Annotated in this window: 14 protein-coding genes; 10 read left to right on the top strand and 4 right to left on the bottom strand. The window is 51.8% G+C overall.

Annotated elements, in window-relative coordinates:
• The first annotated feature begins 896 nt into the window (after positions 1 to 896).
• Both FC75_RS12335 and FC75_RS12330 read left to right on the top strand, forming a co-directional pair.
• A complete protein-coding gene (locus FC75_RS12335; RefSeq protein ID WP_156403638.1) occupies positions 897 to 1604 on the top strand; it encodes an AzlC family ABC transporter permease in 708 nt (235 codons plus the stop codon).
• On the top strand, positions 1597 to 1923 hold the full coding sequence (locus FC75_RS12330; protein ID WP_054664790.1) for an AzlD domain-containing protein: 327 nt from the start codon (positions 1597 to 1599) through the stop codon (positions 1921 to 1923). Before FC75_RS12335 ends, FC75_RS12330 begins: the two co-directional genes overlap by 8 nt.
• 54 nt (positions 1924 to 1977) lie before the next feature.
• Here FC75_RS12330 and FC75_RS12325 read toward each other — a convergent pair whose 3' ends face one another.
• Positions 1978 to 2877 carry an LPXTG cell wall anchor domain-containing protein gene (locus FC75_RS12325; protein WP_056990003.1) on the bottom strand — a complete coding sequence of 300 codons (900 nt, stop codon included), beginning with the start codon at positions 2875 to 2877 and terminating at the stop codon, positions 1978 to 1980.
• Between the two features lie 170 nt (positions 2878 to 3047).
• Between FC75_RS12325 and FC75_RS12320 the strand changes: the two genes are divergently transcribed.
• On the top strand, positions 3048 to 4079 hold the full coding sequence (locus FC75_RS12320; RefSeq protein WP_056990002.1) for a Gfo/Idh/MocA family oxidoreductase: 1032 nt from the start codon (positions 3048 to 3050) through the stop codon (positions 4077 to 4079).
• Positions 4080 to 4189: 110 nt separating this feature from the next.
• Here FC75_RS12320 and FC75_RS12315 read toward each other — a convergent pair whose 3' ends face one another.
• The 3 genes from FC75_RS12315 to FC75_RS12305 all read right to left on the bottom strand — a co-directional run bounded on the left by FC75_RS12315 (position 4190) and on the right by FC75_RS12305 (position 6739).
• Positions 4190 to 4786, bottom strand: a complete 597-nt coding sequence (locus tag FC75_RS12315; protein WP_054664784.1) for a DUF4230 domain-containing protein — start codon at positions 4784 to 4786, stop codon at positions 4190 to 4192.
• Between the two features lie 63 nt (positions 4787 to 4849).
• Positions 4850 to 5269 (bottom strand): hypothetical protein, encoded by a 420-nt coding sequence (locus FC75_RS12310; protein WP_054664780.1) that lies wholly within the window; start codon positions 5267 to 5269, stop codon positions 4850 to 4852.
• Positions 5270 to 5497: 228 nt separating this feature from the next.
• Entirely contained in the window at positions 5498 to 6739 is a 1242-nt protein-coding gene (locus FC75_RS12305) for a hypothetical protein (RefSeq protein WP_054664777.1), read from the bottom strand.
• Between the two features lie 478 nt (positions 6740 to 7217).
• Here FC75_RS12305 and FC75_RS12300 point away from each other — a divergent pair, with 478 nt between their 5' ends.
• The 7 genes from FC75_RS12300 to FC75_RS12270 all read left to right on the top strand — a co-directional run.
• Complete coding sequence (locus tag FC75_RS12300) at positions 7218 to 9332, top strand: BglG family transcription antiterminator (RefSeq protein ID WP_056990001.1); 2115 nt, start codon at positions 7218 to 7220, stop codon at positions 9330 to 9332.
• Positions 9325 to 9627: a PTS sugar transporter subunit IIB gene (locus FC75_RS12295; RefSeq protein ID WP_056990000.1), complete on the top strand. Its 303-nt coding sequence runs from the start codon at positions 9325 to 9327 to the stop codon at positions 9625 to 9627. The genes FC75_RS12300 and FC75_RS12295 overlap by 8 nt, the downstream gene beginning before the upstream one ends.
• A gap of 24 nt (positions 9628 to 9651) precedes the next feature.
• A complete protein-coding gene (locus FC75_RS12290; RefSeq protein ID WP_054664770.1) occupies positions 9652 to 10935 on the top strand; it encodes a PTS sugar transporter subunit IIC in 1284 nt (427 codons plus the stop codon).
• 31 nt (positions 10936 to 10966) lie between these two features.
• Complete coding sequence (locus FC75_RS12285) at positions 10967 to 11380, top strand: hypothetical protein (RefSeq protein WP_054664767.1); 414 nt, start codon at positions 10967 to 10969, stop codon at positions 11378 to 11380.
• A gap of 28 nt (positions 11381 to 11408) precedes the next feature.
• A complete protein-coding gene (locus tag FC75_RS12280; RefSeq protein ID WP_054664764.1) occupies positions 11409 to 12260 on the top strand; it encodes a class II fructose-bisphosphate aldolase in 852 nt (283 codons plus the stop codon).
• A 137-nt stretch (positions 12261 to 12397) separates the two neighbouring features.
• Entirely contained in the window at positions 12398 to 13006 is a 609-nt protein-coding gene (locus tag FC75_RS12275) for an AAA family ATPase (protein ID WP_056990005.1), read from the top strand.
• A 24-nt stretch (positions 13007 to 13030) separates the two neighbouring features.
• Positions 13031 to 14491, top strand: a 1461-nt coding sequence (locus FC75_RS12270; RefSeq protein WP_235808749.1) for a phosphoketolase family protein, incomplete at its 3' end; no start/stop codon positions are given.

Raw genomic sequence — 14491 nt, 5'->3', positions numbered from 1 at the left:
TAGACCACTATCAAGGATTCGTTATCATCGTTGCACTTGACTTGAAAATTGAGGTATGGAAAATTTTGTTTGAGGTGACAATCTTAAGGATTGAAGTTTTCAACATTCAACTCTGAGATTCAACGGAGAAAGTCTATGAAGTAATTGGAAATGACAAAGAGGCCTCGAAAAAAGGACTTCAAACGAATCCGCGCTTGCTGCAAATGCGCATATGCAGGTGCTAACTGAAGATGGCAAGCCAATTCCGTGCGGTATATGTCGCTGGTGAAGTGGCAAGAGATTAGATGACAAAATGGGTCTTGAATAGCGCTTGCTGATTCTTGAGAAGAATCTTCAGATTATTAGTAAGAAAGTCGCGTAGTGCATTCGTACGCGGCTTTCTTTGCGCTTCCGTGGGCAACCCTTTAGCCGTTGCTTTTCGAAGGGTACTGCCAATGCGCGAGGGTCCAATACAAATGGGACACGATGTTAGATTCTTGAAAACCATACCCGACAAATGTGAAATTTGACGTGGCATACGTCTTTCTGACGCGTCAGTTAAGGGCTTGCGACGAGGTATCCTAATTTGAAGAAGACCGTGGTATGGTCTTCATATTTGGTTCGATGCTTTCAGGCCTTGTTCTAAAGGAATTGACCGATTCTCTGTACAAGTTTACATATTTCTCGTGTGCTGTTCCTCAGATTTAGCATGTTGGGACATTGAGAATTGTGTTTTGGGCATTATTCTCGTGACGGATTTAAGATGGCTGCGGTTAGCTTACCTACATTGCCATAGTGATGGTCGTTGAGGATCACACCCGACAGACTGGGGGGTGATTGGCGAATTTGCTTGAATCCCTTCAGATTATTGGTACACTAATTCTAATTACTTTTTAATGGTCTGGGGGGCGACGGCAGTGACAGGTGACTTATCTTTTCGTGCGGGGTTGAAGGACGTTTTGCCCACCGTGTTTGGCTACATCGGGGTTGGGCTTGCGTTCGGGGTCGTTGCGCACACCGCCGGCATCGCCTGGTGGCTGGTCGCGTTGATGTCACTGATTGTCTATGGTGGGTCCGTCCAGTTTGTCCTAGCGACGATGCTGGCCGCGGCGAGTCCCATCAGTGCGATGCTCGTGTCAGCCATTTTGATCAACTCGCGGATGAGTCTGATGAGCATGACGGTTGCGCCGTACATCAAAGAAGAGTCGCTGCTGCAAAACATCATGATTGGGACGCTGCTGACCGACGAGACGTTTGCCCTGTCGATGAACAAGGTCAACTACACGAACCACAAGCTGAAGCCGGCCTGGTTTCACGCGGCCAACGTCGGCGCGTACCTGGTATGGATGCTGGCGACCGTGGTCGGGGCGCTGCTTGGCGGGCTGATTCCGAACCCTAACGCGTTTGGGCTGGATTTTGCCGCGGTCGCGATGTTCATCGGGCTGCTGTACCTGCAGATGATTGGCGACCGCAGCAAGCCGCTGGTGCGCCAGGCCCAGGTTGTGGTCATTGTCATGGTAATGATGTACGTCCTGATGCGCTTTTTCCCTGGGTCCACGGCGATGCTGATTGCGACAGTGCTGGGCTGCCTGATCGGAATGGGGGTCGAGCGCGCGCATGAGTAATTCATATGTTCTGATGACGATTCTTGCGTGCGGCTTTGCCTTGTGGCTGTTAAAAGTCGTGCCGTTGATCCTGGCGAAGGCGTTTCGGTTCCCGAAACTGCTGGTGCAATTCCTGTCGTTTGTGCCGATCGCGATTTTCGCCGCGATCATTGCGGAAAATATTTTTGTTTATCACCAAGGGGCCTGGCCCGGCATCAACTGGGAGAATCTGCTGGCGTCCGTCCCGGCGGTCGTCACGGCGGTGGTGTCCAAGAGCCTGCTGGCGGTCGTCATCGTTGGCGTCGTTGCGATGGCATTGATTCGATTGCTCGGCTTCTGATGAAAAATGAGCTTACCCTTTGCTGACGAGGGTAAGCTCATTTTAGTTGTAGGATTAGGCGTGCCGTTTGCGCGAAAACGCGATGGCACCGCTCAGCAGGGCGAGTAGGCCGAGTGCACTAGCAGCAGTGTTCACGCGGTCGCCTGTCTGCGGCAAATGCTGCGGTGCCGGTCGCTTACCCTGCGGTGTGAGTTGACCGGCAGGCGACGGTTTGTCTGGAAGTGGACGTGGTTCCGGTTGATCAGAGCTCGGATTTGGAGACGGCTTAGCACTAGGCTGAGGTTCTGGTGCCGGGGTGGGTTTTGGAGCTGGGTTAGGTTCCGGTTCCGGGTTAGGTTCCGGTTCCGGGTTAGGCTCTGGCTCGGGGTTAGGTTCCGGTTCCGGGTTCGGTTCCGGTTCCGGGTTTGGTTCAGGCTCGGGGTTAGGTTCAGGCTCCGGATTTGGTTCCGGTTCTGGTTCGCTTTGCGCAATGATTTCAAAAGTCTGGCCGTGAGAGTATGGACTCATGCGGCCGCCATCCGTGCGCTTGGCGCTGATGTTCGTTACCACAGTTTCCCCAGTTGCGCCCTGAATGGTCACGGTGAAGGGGATGGTGAACGTCCCACTGCCTGCGGTCGGCTCTGGCGCAGTCGCGCTCCCAGTGGTCATCACGGTCACGGCTGGATTATTGGAAATCAACATGAAGTGGTCAAGCGGCAGGCGGCCATCGGCACCATAGTAATGTACAGTGCACGTGCCTTGGTAGGTTTTGCCGGCTGTGACTTTCATCACGTCCGAATTGTGACTCTGACCGTCGATAACGACGTCGAAGCGCCCGATTTCGATCCATGAAGCCACGTTGGCGGCTGCCCGGGTCGCCGCCGTGGTTGCACCTTGGGTGGTCTGCGTGTTCAACGGGGCAACGCCGATCAGGACAAGGGCACTGACACCAGTAATAAGTATCTGCTTTTTCAATGTATAATCCTCCTATCACGGGGGATTATATCAGGCCGTCTAGACCAATGGAACCGTTTTAAGCGTGCCGTCATTGAAGCTTCATGACGCTCTCATTCACCGCAGGATTTTTGTATTTCTGGGCGCGTTCGGCTACAGTTAACGTGAACGACTTCAATGGGGGTAATACGATGATCACAATGGCTTATATTGGCAATGGCAAGGCGACAAACCGCTACCACTTGCCGTTTTCTCGGCAGGTGAAGGACATCCGGGTGAAGACGATTTACGCGCGGCACGACGACTCGCCGTGGGCTAAGCTGCCGGACGTCAAGTACACCACGAACATCAACGACATCTGGGACGACCCGGAGATCCAGTTGGTTGCAATCACCACACCGCCCCAGGCCCATTTTGAACTCGCCAAGGCCGCGCTGGACCACGGTAAGAACGTCCTGCTGGAAAAGCCATTCACGGCCACGGCCCACGAGGCGCGCGAGCTGTTCGACTACGCCAAGCAAAAGGGCCTGCTTTTGGAAGGCTACCAGAACCGGCGCTTCGACTCAGACTTTCTGACCGTGCAAAAAGTGATCGCGTCCGGCAAGCTGGGCAAGGTTTACGAAGTCGAGGATAACTTTGACTACTATCGTGCCGCCGCGGTCGAGCAAAGTACCGAGTACACTCGGCTGGGCAGCTTCCTGTACGGTCACGCCGTGCACACGATGGATCAGGTCTTGTCCTACTGGGGCACGCCGGTCAGCGTCGATTACGACGTGCGTCAGCTGCTCGGGCCGAACCACATGGCCGATTATTTTGACATCGGCATGCACTACCCAGATAGCTTGAAGGTGTCGGTCAAGTCGAGCTTCTTCCGGCTGAATTACCGGCCGTCGTTTGTGGTGTATGGCACCCGCGGCCGCTTTCTGAAGCAGGAGACCGACCAGCAGGAAGCTATGATGAAAAAGTTCTACATGCCAGGTCCAGATCACCCCGACTTTGGCGTTGACCGGCCGGATCAGTACGGCACACTGTCCTACTTGGACGACGCGGGCCAATACCACGAGGAAAAGGTCGTGTCTGAGGTTGGTGGCTACCAGAAGTACTACGAAGCCCTGGTCGATACCTTGGAAAACGGCGCCGCGCCGCTGGTCACGCCGGAGCAAACCATCACGTTGATGACGCTGCTTGAAGAAGGCGCCGAACAAATCGAAGCCACCCTGTAAACAGGAGCGGCGGCAAGCTTGTTAAAAACAAAGCGAGGATCGCATCAGTGATTGCGACCCTCGTTTCGTTTTATTGTTTTCATTCTGGGTGATTGGCCAGTTTCTAAATGTTAAGCTTCAAAGGAGCATTTTACCTTCACGCCTTTGGTCCCGAGCATGCGGCTCAGCATCTGCTGGGCGCTCTTTTTGGCGGTTGTGACAATGTCTGGCTTACCGAGAATGTCTTCATCGACATCCTTAGCCGCCTCTTTTTGGATTTTCAGGCCAGTGGCGTTATTGTCGCTGACGAACATTGAGGCATTGGTTTTGTAATAGTCAAAGCTGCTGGCATAGTCGGAGTCTTTGAGCAGAAGCTTGACCTGTGGTGCCGGCATCGTGATCAAGAGCGTTTTGGTTGCGGAGTCGTAATGATTCTTGGACTTGGCCAAGTCGAAGTACACCTGTGCTTTGAAGTGGAAAATGTAGACGGTGGTCTCCTTGTCTTTGATCAAGCCACCAAGTATTTGCCCCACTTTATCTTTGTTGACGGTCTTATCGTAATAAACGCTGGTGGTGTCTAATTCACCGATCTGTTTTACTTTAAAATTCGATGTTGCGACCTTAGTGCTTTCCTGCGCATCATCGTAACGGGTGTAGATGGCTAACCCGCCAATAACTAGGACCGCAATGAGGACAATGACGCCGATTACCTTTTTCATCTTTTTCATGTGTTGCTCCCCCAAACAATTTTGAATATATAGTCTCATAGGAATATAAGAAGAGCAATTCTTTTATTCGCCCAAATTGACGTCTAACTTCTGGACCTTATAGCGAGGCTTTTCCAAAGAGTTTTTGGTGAACTTGATCAGCATATCGTAATTTACTTTTACTGGGAGGGGCTTGGTGGCTTTAACTTGGTAAGCAATCTCGTATTGGTGCTGCCGCTTCGTTTTGGCAACGTATAAGGTATCATCTTTCAGGTATCGCCAGTTGTCCTCATTACCATCGCCTTTGGTTGCCCGTTTGGCTGCCGCGCGTGCCAGCTTCCAGAACTGTTTCTCCTGGGTGTCATTCAGATTGTCTGTCTTAGCAGAGAATAGGATGTGTGCCTGAGTGCTTGAATACATTGGGATAGGGGCGGTGTTTTGGGTGGTGCAGCCTCCAAGACCAAGCACTATTACAGTTGTTAAAACCATTTTCTTCGTATTCATCAGTAATTCCTCCATCATCATGGTCGCAGTCTATGCGCCACTATAGGACGTGTTTTATTTACGAATATTGGTTTTGGGGAAACGAGAAGAAGGGGCGGAACTGTCTGAAGCATCCTGTAAAAGGGTGAGGCGTCCTGCTGCGGCGGGGCTTTTTTCATGCGTTCGACGACAAGAAGAGCGTCAGCCACTGATTCAATGGCTGACGCTCGATTTAGTCTCTAGCGATGCTTAATCGGACTCAGGCTCAAACTTAAAGGTAAAACACTCATTGCTTAAGGCCGGATTGCCTAACTTGCCAATCTGCTGCCAGACCTTGTAGCTCAAGCTTCGCGTGCAGTCGGTGCAGGTCTCTAAAAAGTGATGGATGCTGCACTGGTACTCAGCGGGGAACTCGTAGAAGGCTGCAAAGCTGACTAGCTGAGACAGGATCTCTTCGGCCTGATTCTGACAAGTTGAGGCGTCACGCGGATCTTCCATGGCAATCAGATCGTTGAGCTGGCGAGCTACGGCTAGCTCCGTTTCAAATTCTTCCGCTTCAAGCGGCGGCTCAACGGCAAAGTAAACGGCCAGGCTTTGGACGAGGCGAAGCTGATCGGCCGTGACCCCAGTGACTGTGCCAGGATTGAGGTCGAAGGCGCGGAGTTCGAGGTGGGAGATTCCAGTCTCTAGCAGCTTTCGTGGATCCTTTCCGGCGGTGCTTTTTAGCCGCACCGGTTCGTAGTACTGACCGGGCGCCAGGAGCTCGCCAGTTGCGATGGCTTTTTCGATTCGCGCCACGTACCGCGGCACGGACTGGTAGTCGCCGTGGATGTTAGTTGGGAAGCCAAGCGGACCGCTGCGAAGGCTGCGGACCGGGTGCGTCGGTGCATCACCCGGGAAATAGCCGGCAAAAGCCAGCGGCGTCGCGCCGAACAGGTACGTGAACAGCCAGCGGTGAAGCATAAAGTATTGCGCCAAGTGCACGTACAACTCATCGGTGGTCGAAAACTCGGTCAGCTGCAGCAGCGCCGCCAGCGCCGGCTCGGTGAAGCTGAGATTGATGTGGATGCCGGTATTGAGGATGCGGCGGAGGTCATAGACATGGCTCAGCCGTTCGCGATAGCTGTAGGTCTCTTCCGGCTGCCGCGAGATGTGCCTTTGCTCCAGCGGCTGCGTCAGTGGTGGGGGGCAGCTGTATGGCCACAGGCGTTCACCCGGTCCGAGGTGGTTGGCGACCGCTTGGACAATTTGCGCGGCGCGTGCAGAATTTTTCTCAACGTCCGGTTCGACCGGCATTGCGAATTCGATTTGCGCGTTAAAAAATTCGTGCTCGACAAACTCGCCCACCTCTTCACTGAAGTCGGTGGGGAAAGGCTGCTCGCTCAGCCGGTTTTGCGGATCGATGCGGACCTTTTCAACCTCTATGCCAATGTTAGTGTGGCTGGCCACAATTTGGTCAAGCGTGACTTCCCTTGCAGCTCTGATCGTCAATTCAACCACCTCGCTCAGTCGGTGACATTCGCTCGTCTAAATCGACTATATACCCATCTGTTGAGGGGACTCAAAAGATACGTACTGGAAAAACTAAAGTAATCCGGGATCAAGCCCCAGGCGAGGTTTTTAACGCGTGATCCGCGATTGAAGCAACTTCGGCCAATCAACTAATTGATCCATCCACCACTATTGCAGACCTGATTGCTGTACCGCACAAGCGCTCAGGCTTGTTTTTGCTTGATGCGGCAGGCTAACAGTATTCGGCCCGGGACTTCATGTGTACCGTTAGTCGCGAAACACCTGGTTAGCAAAAACGCTTACGAAAGAATAGTCGAACCAGTATACTGATAAGCACAACGCTTTTCCCTTCAAAAAGGAAACCGGCTGGGTGCGAGCGCTTTCCTTTTTTGACGGAAACAATCAGCACTTTTTCAGCTGCAAGCGGTTGCATATTATATAGATGTGAGGTGAGAACATGCGAGACGGGCTAATCAAGGTATTAGATTTGTTGAGCAGTTCCGAAACGGTCAGGGTAGCAAAACTAGCTGACGAGCTAGGGGTAACTACAAAGACTGTGCGCAACGAGATCAAGGAAATTAATGAAACGCTGGCCAGCGAATCCCTTGATCAGATTGAGGTCAACAAAGGTGTGATCACCAGTAGCCTCACAAAACAGACAGTAAATAAATTACTTCGCAACATTGATAAGAACCAACAAAGCGAGCTTTACATGACACCCGAGCAGCGAACGAAATTCATTCTCTTGGAGTTCATGAGTACGAAAGAGCCATTGTTCCTGGTTGACCTGCAAGATGCAATGCAGATCAGCAAGAGCACGATGGACAGTGACATGCGCGAGGTTCGCAAGATCGTTCAGCCCTATGGTTTACACATTCGGACCAATCCGAGAAGCGGGGTTTCTGTTGAAGGCAGTGAACGTGCCATTCGGATGATGTTTGCCGATGTGTTTACCCAACAGCCGAACGTCCTGGCGGTGGTGACCCAGCAAGTGGGTTGGCCAAAGCTCTTGGTCGATGAAGCAGCCAAGGCGTTTCCGCCAAAAGAGATCCGGTTTCTCAGAAACGAACTGAAGCGCGTCTTCGCCGCCACCCACCTGGGGGTCAACGATAACTATCAGTCACAAGCAATTGTGATGACGCTGGTTTGGCTGTCACGTGTCACCAGCGGCAACTACGTTAACCAGGACGACGAAGATCAGGCTTCTTCGCTCAACTCTCGCGAGTCGGAGTTCGTCAGTTCAGTGATCACCCACTTTAGCCTCAACTTAGCGGTCGGGGCGGAAGTTAATTACTTGGCATTTACGATCGGTAGCTTCGACTCGGACGATACCACAGCTATTGATAACTGGGCACGGTCACAGGTCATCTGCATTTCACTGATCGATTGGATGGAAGAGAGCCTGGGGTTCCCGTTTTCTAAGAGCGAAACGCTGTTCGAACGTGTTTACAAGCACGTTTCCGCCTTGCTGAGGAGACAGAACCAACGGGTCAACGCCTACAATCCGCTGAAAAGCACGATTATGCAGAGTTATCCCGAGGTGTTCCGAGCCGTGCGCAATTTCTTCTGGAAACACGGCAGCGAATACCGCATGAGCCCGTCTGACGATGAGATCGGCTACCTAGCCGTTTACTTCTCAACTGCCCAAGTTGAGATTCGTCAGGAGCGTGTTTACACGTACCGCATTGCGGTGGTTTGCAATTATGGGATGGCGACAGGCAGGTTGCTGGCAGCGCGGCTTGAGGAACATTTCAACGTGGATGTCATTGCGGTGCTAAGTATTTCTGAACTGGACGTGCTTAAAAAGCTGCCAGTGAGTCTCGTGTTTAAAACCGTGGATGTTGCCATTGAGGGCGTTCCCAGTCTGAAGTTAAACCCGATTCCATCTGACAACGATATTAAGAAAGCAGCAGATTTTTTAGCGGAGCACTCGCAGCTCTCTAAGTACAAAGGAGATCAACTCGAGCCAACGCGACTATTCAACAGCGTTCTGACCACTCTCAAGCAGAGCGGTATCCGGGTCGAGAAAGACTTGGTTTTCAATTTACAAAGAGTATTTGAAGCGAACAAGTTGGAAATAAACGAAAGGGAGGTTCAGCCAATGCTCAAGGACCTCGTAAATGATAAGCAGATACAGTTACAGGTTCCCGTAGATGGGTGGAAAGACGCAATTATCAAAGCAGCACAGCCGTTAATCGATGAGGACTTCATTAAACAATCATACGTTCAAGCCATGATCGATTCTGTGACCAAGTATGGGCCCTACATCGTGATTGGGCCGTCGATCGCGCTGGCACATGCGCGGCCAGAAGACGGAGCCAACAAGCTGGGTGTTTCCATCATGACGCTCAAGGACCCTGTCAACTTTGGCAATCCTGAGAACGATCCAGTTAAGGTTGTGTTCTGCCTTGCAGCCGTCGACAACTACTCACATCTAAATGTGATGAAGGCGGTTGTTCAGCTGATCAACGATCCAAAGAAAGTTGAGCAGCTGTCGACTATTTCCGACGTTAAAGAATTCCGCGATGTGCTATTTGAGAATGAACAAGAAGGAGACGATTTAAATGAGTAAGACACCAAAGATTTACTTTATCTGTGGTAATGGGCTTGGCAGCTCATTGGCATGCCAGATGGTTGCAGAAGATGTCTTAAGCGCCAATGGCCTTAAAGCCAACATGGATCATGAATCCATTTCGTCGGCACCAGGCCTCAAGACCGACATCATTGTTTCGGCCGAGAATTTTAAAATTCAGTTTAGTAAGTTCGAGATGGACCCAGCCATTCACTTCGTTTTCCTTCACAACATTGTCAGCAAGGATGAACTCGCAGAGAAACTTGTCCCAGTGGTCAAGGAACTATCTGAGTGAGGATAGAGACTGGAGGTAATACAGATGGGTGTCATTAACTTTATCATTCAAAATATCCTGACGCAGTCCGCAATCATCATTGCCCTGATCGCGCTGCTAGGGCTGGTTTTGCAAAAGAAATCGTTTGGTGAAGTGCTAACAGGAACCTTTAAGACATTACTGGGATTCGAAGTCCTGACCGCGGGTTCAGCTGTCATTACGGGCAGTTTGACCTACTTCGGTAAAATCTTCCAGCACGCGTTCCACTTGAACGGCGTCATTCCAAGTATTGAGGCGATCAATGGCCAGGCCATGAACGCCTTAGGGCTTGGCAATGCCATTGCGTTCACGTTCTTAGGGATCTTCATCGTCAACATCATCATTGCGCGGTTCTCCCCTTGGAAGTACATCTTCCTGACCGGCCAGGCATTGCTCTGGATGGCCACAATGACCACCATTGGTGGGAAAATCTGCGGTTTCAACACGGTAACGACCGTGATCGTCGGCAGCATTATCGGTGGGATCTTCGCCGTTGCAATGCCAGCGTTCGCCCAGCCGTTTGTTCGTAAGATCACTGGCAATGATGCCATCGCGTTGGGTCACTTCTGCACGATTGGTTATCTAGTCGAAGCCGGCGCTGCTTGGGTCTTCGGCGAGCGCGGTGAAAAGAAGCACTCGGTTGAAGACATCAAGCTGCCTAAGGCCATGGAGTTCATGCAGGATACTTACCTGTCCATTGCGGTTGTCATGGTGCCGCTGTATCTGATCACTGCTGCATTTGCTGGCCCAAAGTGGGCTGGTGTGGGCACGACCAACTACATGGTTGAATCATTCTTGCAGGCCATTCAGTTCGTTGTTGGGGTCTACGTCCTGCTTGCTGGTGTTCGGTTGTTACTTGGTGAAATTGTGCCAGCGTTCCGGGGGATTTCGATGAAGCTGGTGCCAGACGCAAAACCTGCGCTGGACTGCCCAGTCCTCTTCCCATACTCGCCTAACGCCGTCATCGTCGGCTTCGTGACAACCACGATTGGGACCGTCATTGGCATGTTCCTGATGCCTGTACTGGGCCTGGCCGTCATCCTGCCAGGGATGCTGACGAACTTCTTCGCCGGTGGGACTGCTGGGATCTTCGGTAACGTTGTCGGTGGCCGTCGTGGTGCGATCATCGGTGGCATTATTCACGGCTTGTTCATCACCCTGCTGCCTGCACTGCTGGTCGTTGCACTCCAAAAGCTTGGCTTTGTCAATGCGAGTGCGACCGACTCAGATACCATCGTTGCATGCTTGATGTACGCGTTCATTCTTTCACCAATTCTCAAAGCGGTTTAATCATTGCCGCCACCTGAAGGGAGATGAGTAGATGTTCGGATTCGGTAAGAAAAAGAAAAAGGACAGTCCGGATTCAAAAGCCAAAAATTCGGAAACAGAAGCTAAGCAGCTATCCCCAGAAGAAATTGCTAACATTCAAGCCAAAGCAGACCAGCTGGTCAAGCAGATCGACGCGAGTGACCAGGCTGATCAACCAAAACTCTATGACGAGTTGGGTGGCTTGTATGTTCAGCTGAAGCAACCTGATCAGGCAATCGAAGCTTACGAAAGCAGCCTCAAGATCAAAGAGCAGTTTGGTGATGCCTACAACGCGTTGTTAAACCTGTATGAAGAAAAGCGCAAGGCAGCCGCTGTTGCTAAAGATGATAGCGCCATTGAGAAGTGGGTTGGCAAGACCAACGATTTGCTTGCGCTGTCTAAGCGTGTGATGCGTTCTAACTACTAAAGTTCTTAATTCACGGGAGGAAATTATTATGTACAAAGATCTTAAAACAATGTTGGGTGAAGCACAGCGTCTTGATTACACGGTTGGTGCCTTCAATGCGCACAACTTGGAAATGGTTCCTTCAATGATCCAAGCGGCAAAAGATCAGGGTGCACCAATCATCATTCAAACGAGTGAAGGGACTGCGAAGTACGTTGGTATGAAGAACTTCGTTGCCGTATGCAAGTCGCTTGCTGATGACCTGCTGGTAGATGTTGACCTTCACTTGGATCACGCGAAGTCTTTTGACAACATCAAAGAAGCGATTGACGCTGGTTACACCTCAGTCATGTTTGATGGTTCGGCCCTGCCATTCCGTGAAAACATGGAAAAGTCCCTGCGCGTCACCGACTATGCACACGCACATGGTGTTTCCGTTGAATGCGAAATTGGGACGATTGGTGGTACTGAGGAAGGCATTTCCGTTAAGGAAGGTGTTTACACCGACCCGAAGCAGGCGCTTGAATTCCTGGATAACGTTCCAGTTGATGCATTGGCCGTTGGGATCGGCACTCACCATGGTCAATTCCAGTCCAAGACGAAGCTGAACTGGCCGCTGATCGAAGAACTGCACTCAAAGATCACCACCCCAATGGTTATCCATGGTGGGACCGGGGTTAACGAAGACGACTATCACCGTCTGACAGAGAACGGCTTCCGTAAGTTCAACGTTGGGACTCAGCTGCTGGTTGCTTGGACCAAGACGGCTCAAGAATACTTTGGCAAGACTGAAGTTAACAACTCGCTGCGTAACAACATCGAGCCATGCAACAAGGCCGTTTACGACATTGTTAAGCACAAGATCAGCCTGTTTCAGAATGCCAGCGCCACTGTCGCCTAAGTTTGTCGCTTAAGTTTTCCCAGAATTAATCGTTTTACCTCAATGATATATCGCTCCAAAAAGTTGGGAAGGCTGGCGGAAGGTCTTCCCAATTTATGTTTAACGACCATTTTGAGGTCAAGAAAGGTAGTGAAATCATGCCAACTAAGCATTCGCTGATCCTATTGGCCGGCGCGCCTGGTACCGGGAAGGGTTACACCGCTAACATCATCCGGCAAGCACTGCCTAACCTGACGTACGCGCCTTTGGATATGTACAAAGAGCACATTTACGACGAAATTGGTTTTGACAACGTTGAGCAAAAAGACGCGCTAGATGAAGAGGCACGGCAGCGTTATTACCGCGCAATCGACATCATGATGGCCAACGGGAAAAACATTCTGGGTGACTACCCGTTTAGCTACAAGCAAAAGCCTTACCTGACTAAAGCCGCCGCTGCACACGACTACAACGTCATTACTGTGCGCTTAGAGGCACCTGCACAGGTGCTTTATGACCGTCAGCGTGCTCGCGATAAGGAAGAACCGAGGCACCTAGGGCATTTGATGCAGCATTATCATTTTGGGGACAAGTTGACCGATGAAACCAAGCTGGATGGCATGCCATCCTTTGAGGTTTATCAGCGGCGGCTGACCGACCGCGGTTATGACAAGTTTGAGCTTGGCAAGCTGATTCGACTGGACGTGAGCGACTATTCGAAAATCAATTACGAGCAGTTGATCGCCGAAATTAAAAACGCATTGTAATCTTGAATAGAAAGAATGAATGACATGGAAAAAGAGGACTATTCGTCACCAGAGTATTTTGACAAGCTGACCGCGTATTGGCGGGCTGCAAACTATGTCTCCGTGGGTCAACTGTACCTGCGCGACAACCCACTGCTGAAGCGGCCGCTCAAGTCCAGCGACGTAAAAGTCAATCCGCTGGGCCACTGGGGCACCATTGCCAGCCAGAACTTCATCTACGCGCACCTCAACCGCCTGATCAACAAGTACGACCTGAACATGTTTTACATTGAAGGCCCGGGTCACGGTGGTCAGGTCATGATCTCGAATGCTTATCTCGACGGCACCTACACCGAGACGTACCCGAACATCACCCAAGACGAAAAAGGCATGAAGATCCTCTTCAAGCGCTTCTCGTTCCCTGGTGGTGCCGCCAGTCACGCCAATGCGCAGATCCCCGGCTCCATCCACGAAGGCGGCGAACTCGGCTACGCGTTGAGCCACGCCACCGGCGCGATCCTCGACAACCCTGACGTCATTGCTGCCACCGTCATTGGCGATGGCGAAAGCGAAACGGGCCCCTTGGCGGCCAGCTGGTTCTCTAACACGTTCATCAACCCGATCACCGATGGTGCGGTTTTGCCGATCATTAACATGAACGGCTTCAAGATTTCCAACCCGACCATCCTGTCCCGCAAGACCGATGAGGAACTCACCGAGTACTACGGCGGCATGGGCTGGAATCCTTACTTCATCGAAGGCGATGACCCGGAGAAGCTCAACCCCGAAATGGCAAAAGCTTTCGATTCTGCTATTGAAGAGATCAAGAGCATTCAAAAGCACGCCCGTGAGACCGGCGACACCACGATGCCGCACTGGCCAGTGATGATCGTCCGCACGCCAAAAGGCTGGACTGGCCCAAAGAGCTGGGACGGCGATAAAATCGAAGGCTCGTTCCGTGCCCACCAGATCCCAATTCCGGTATCTCGCGACCACATGGAGCACGCCGACGCTTTGGAAGCTTGGCTCAAGTCCTACAAGCCTGAAGAGCTATTCGACGAGAACGGCGTCCTCAAGCCTGAGCTTAAGGCCATGGTCCCGACTGGCACGAAGCGCATGGCGGATAACCCGATCACCAACATGGGCAATCACACCAAGCCACTGGTCCTCCCTGACTTCCACCAGTACGCCCTCGACAACACCGAGCGCGGCAAGAACGTACGTCAGGACATGCTCATTTGGTCTGACTACCTGCGCGATTTGATCAAGCTGAACCCGGATAACTTCCGCGTCTTCGGCCCTGACGAAACCATGTCCAACCGCCTGTACGGTCTCTTCGACACGACGAACCGTCAGTGGTTAGAACACATTTCGGATAACGGCTCTGACGAGGACATGAACGCGTCCGGTCGCATCATCGATTCCCAGCTGTCTGAGCACCAGGCAGAAGGCTTCCTTGAAGGCTACACCCTGACCGGCCGCCACGGCGTGTTCACGTCCTACGAG

This window comes from Lacticaseibacillus camelliae DSM 22697 = JCM 13995 (assembly GCF_001436615.1).
GTDB classification, from domain to species: domain Bacteria; phylum Bacillota; class Bacilli; order Lactobacillales; family Lactobacillaceae; genus Lacticaseibacillus; species Lacticaseibacillus camelliae.
This window is presented reverse-complemented; position numbering and strand designations above follow the sequence as displayed.

Bases quoted from the DNA above. Each gene is read 5' to 3' on its own strand.
- FC75_RS12295 (WP_056990000.1), top strand. From the start codon at position 9,325: ATGAGTAAGACACCAAAGATTTACTTTATCTGTGGTAATGGGCTTGGC.
- FC75_RS12300 (WP_056990001.1), top strand. From the start codon at position 7,218: ATGCGAGACGGGCTAATCAAGGTATTAGATTTGTTGAGCAGTTCCGAA.
- FC75_RS12290 (WP_054664770.1), top strand. From the start codon at position 9,652: ATGGGTGTCATTAACTTTATCATTCAAAATATCCTGACGCAGTCCGCA.
- FC75_RS12285 (WP_054664767.1), top strand. From the start codon at position 10,967: ATGTTCGGATTCGGTAAGAAAAAGAAAAAGGACAGTCCGGATTCAAAA.
- FC75_RS12330 (WP_054664790.1), top strand. From the start codon at position 1,597: ATGAGTAATTCATATGTTCTGATGACGATTCTTGCGTGCGGCTTTGCC.
- FC75_RS12320 (WP_056990002.1), top strand. From the start codon at position 3,048: ATGATCACAATGGCTTATATTGGCAATGGCAAGGCGACAAACCGCTAC.
- FC75_RS12310 (WP_054664780.1), bottom strand. From the start codon at position 5,269: ATGAATACGAAGAAAATGGTTTTAACAACTGTAATAGTGCTTGGTCTT.
- FC75_RS12275 (WP_056990005.1), top strand. From the start codon at position 12,398: ATGCCAACTAAGCATTCGCTGATCCTATTGGCCGGCGCGCCTGGTACC.
- FC75_RS12315 (WP_054664784.1), bottom strand. From the start codon at position 4,786: ATGAAAAAGATGAAAAAGGTAATCGGCGTCATTGTCCTCATTGCGGTC.
- FC75_RS12280 (WP_054664764.1), top strand. From the start codon at position 11,409: ATGTACAAAGATCTTAAAACAATGTTGGGTGAAGCACAGCGTCTTGAT.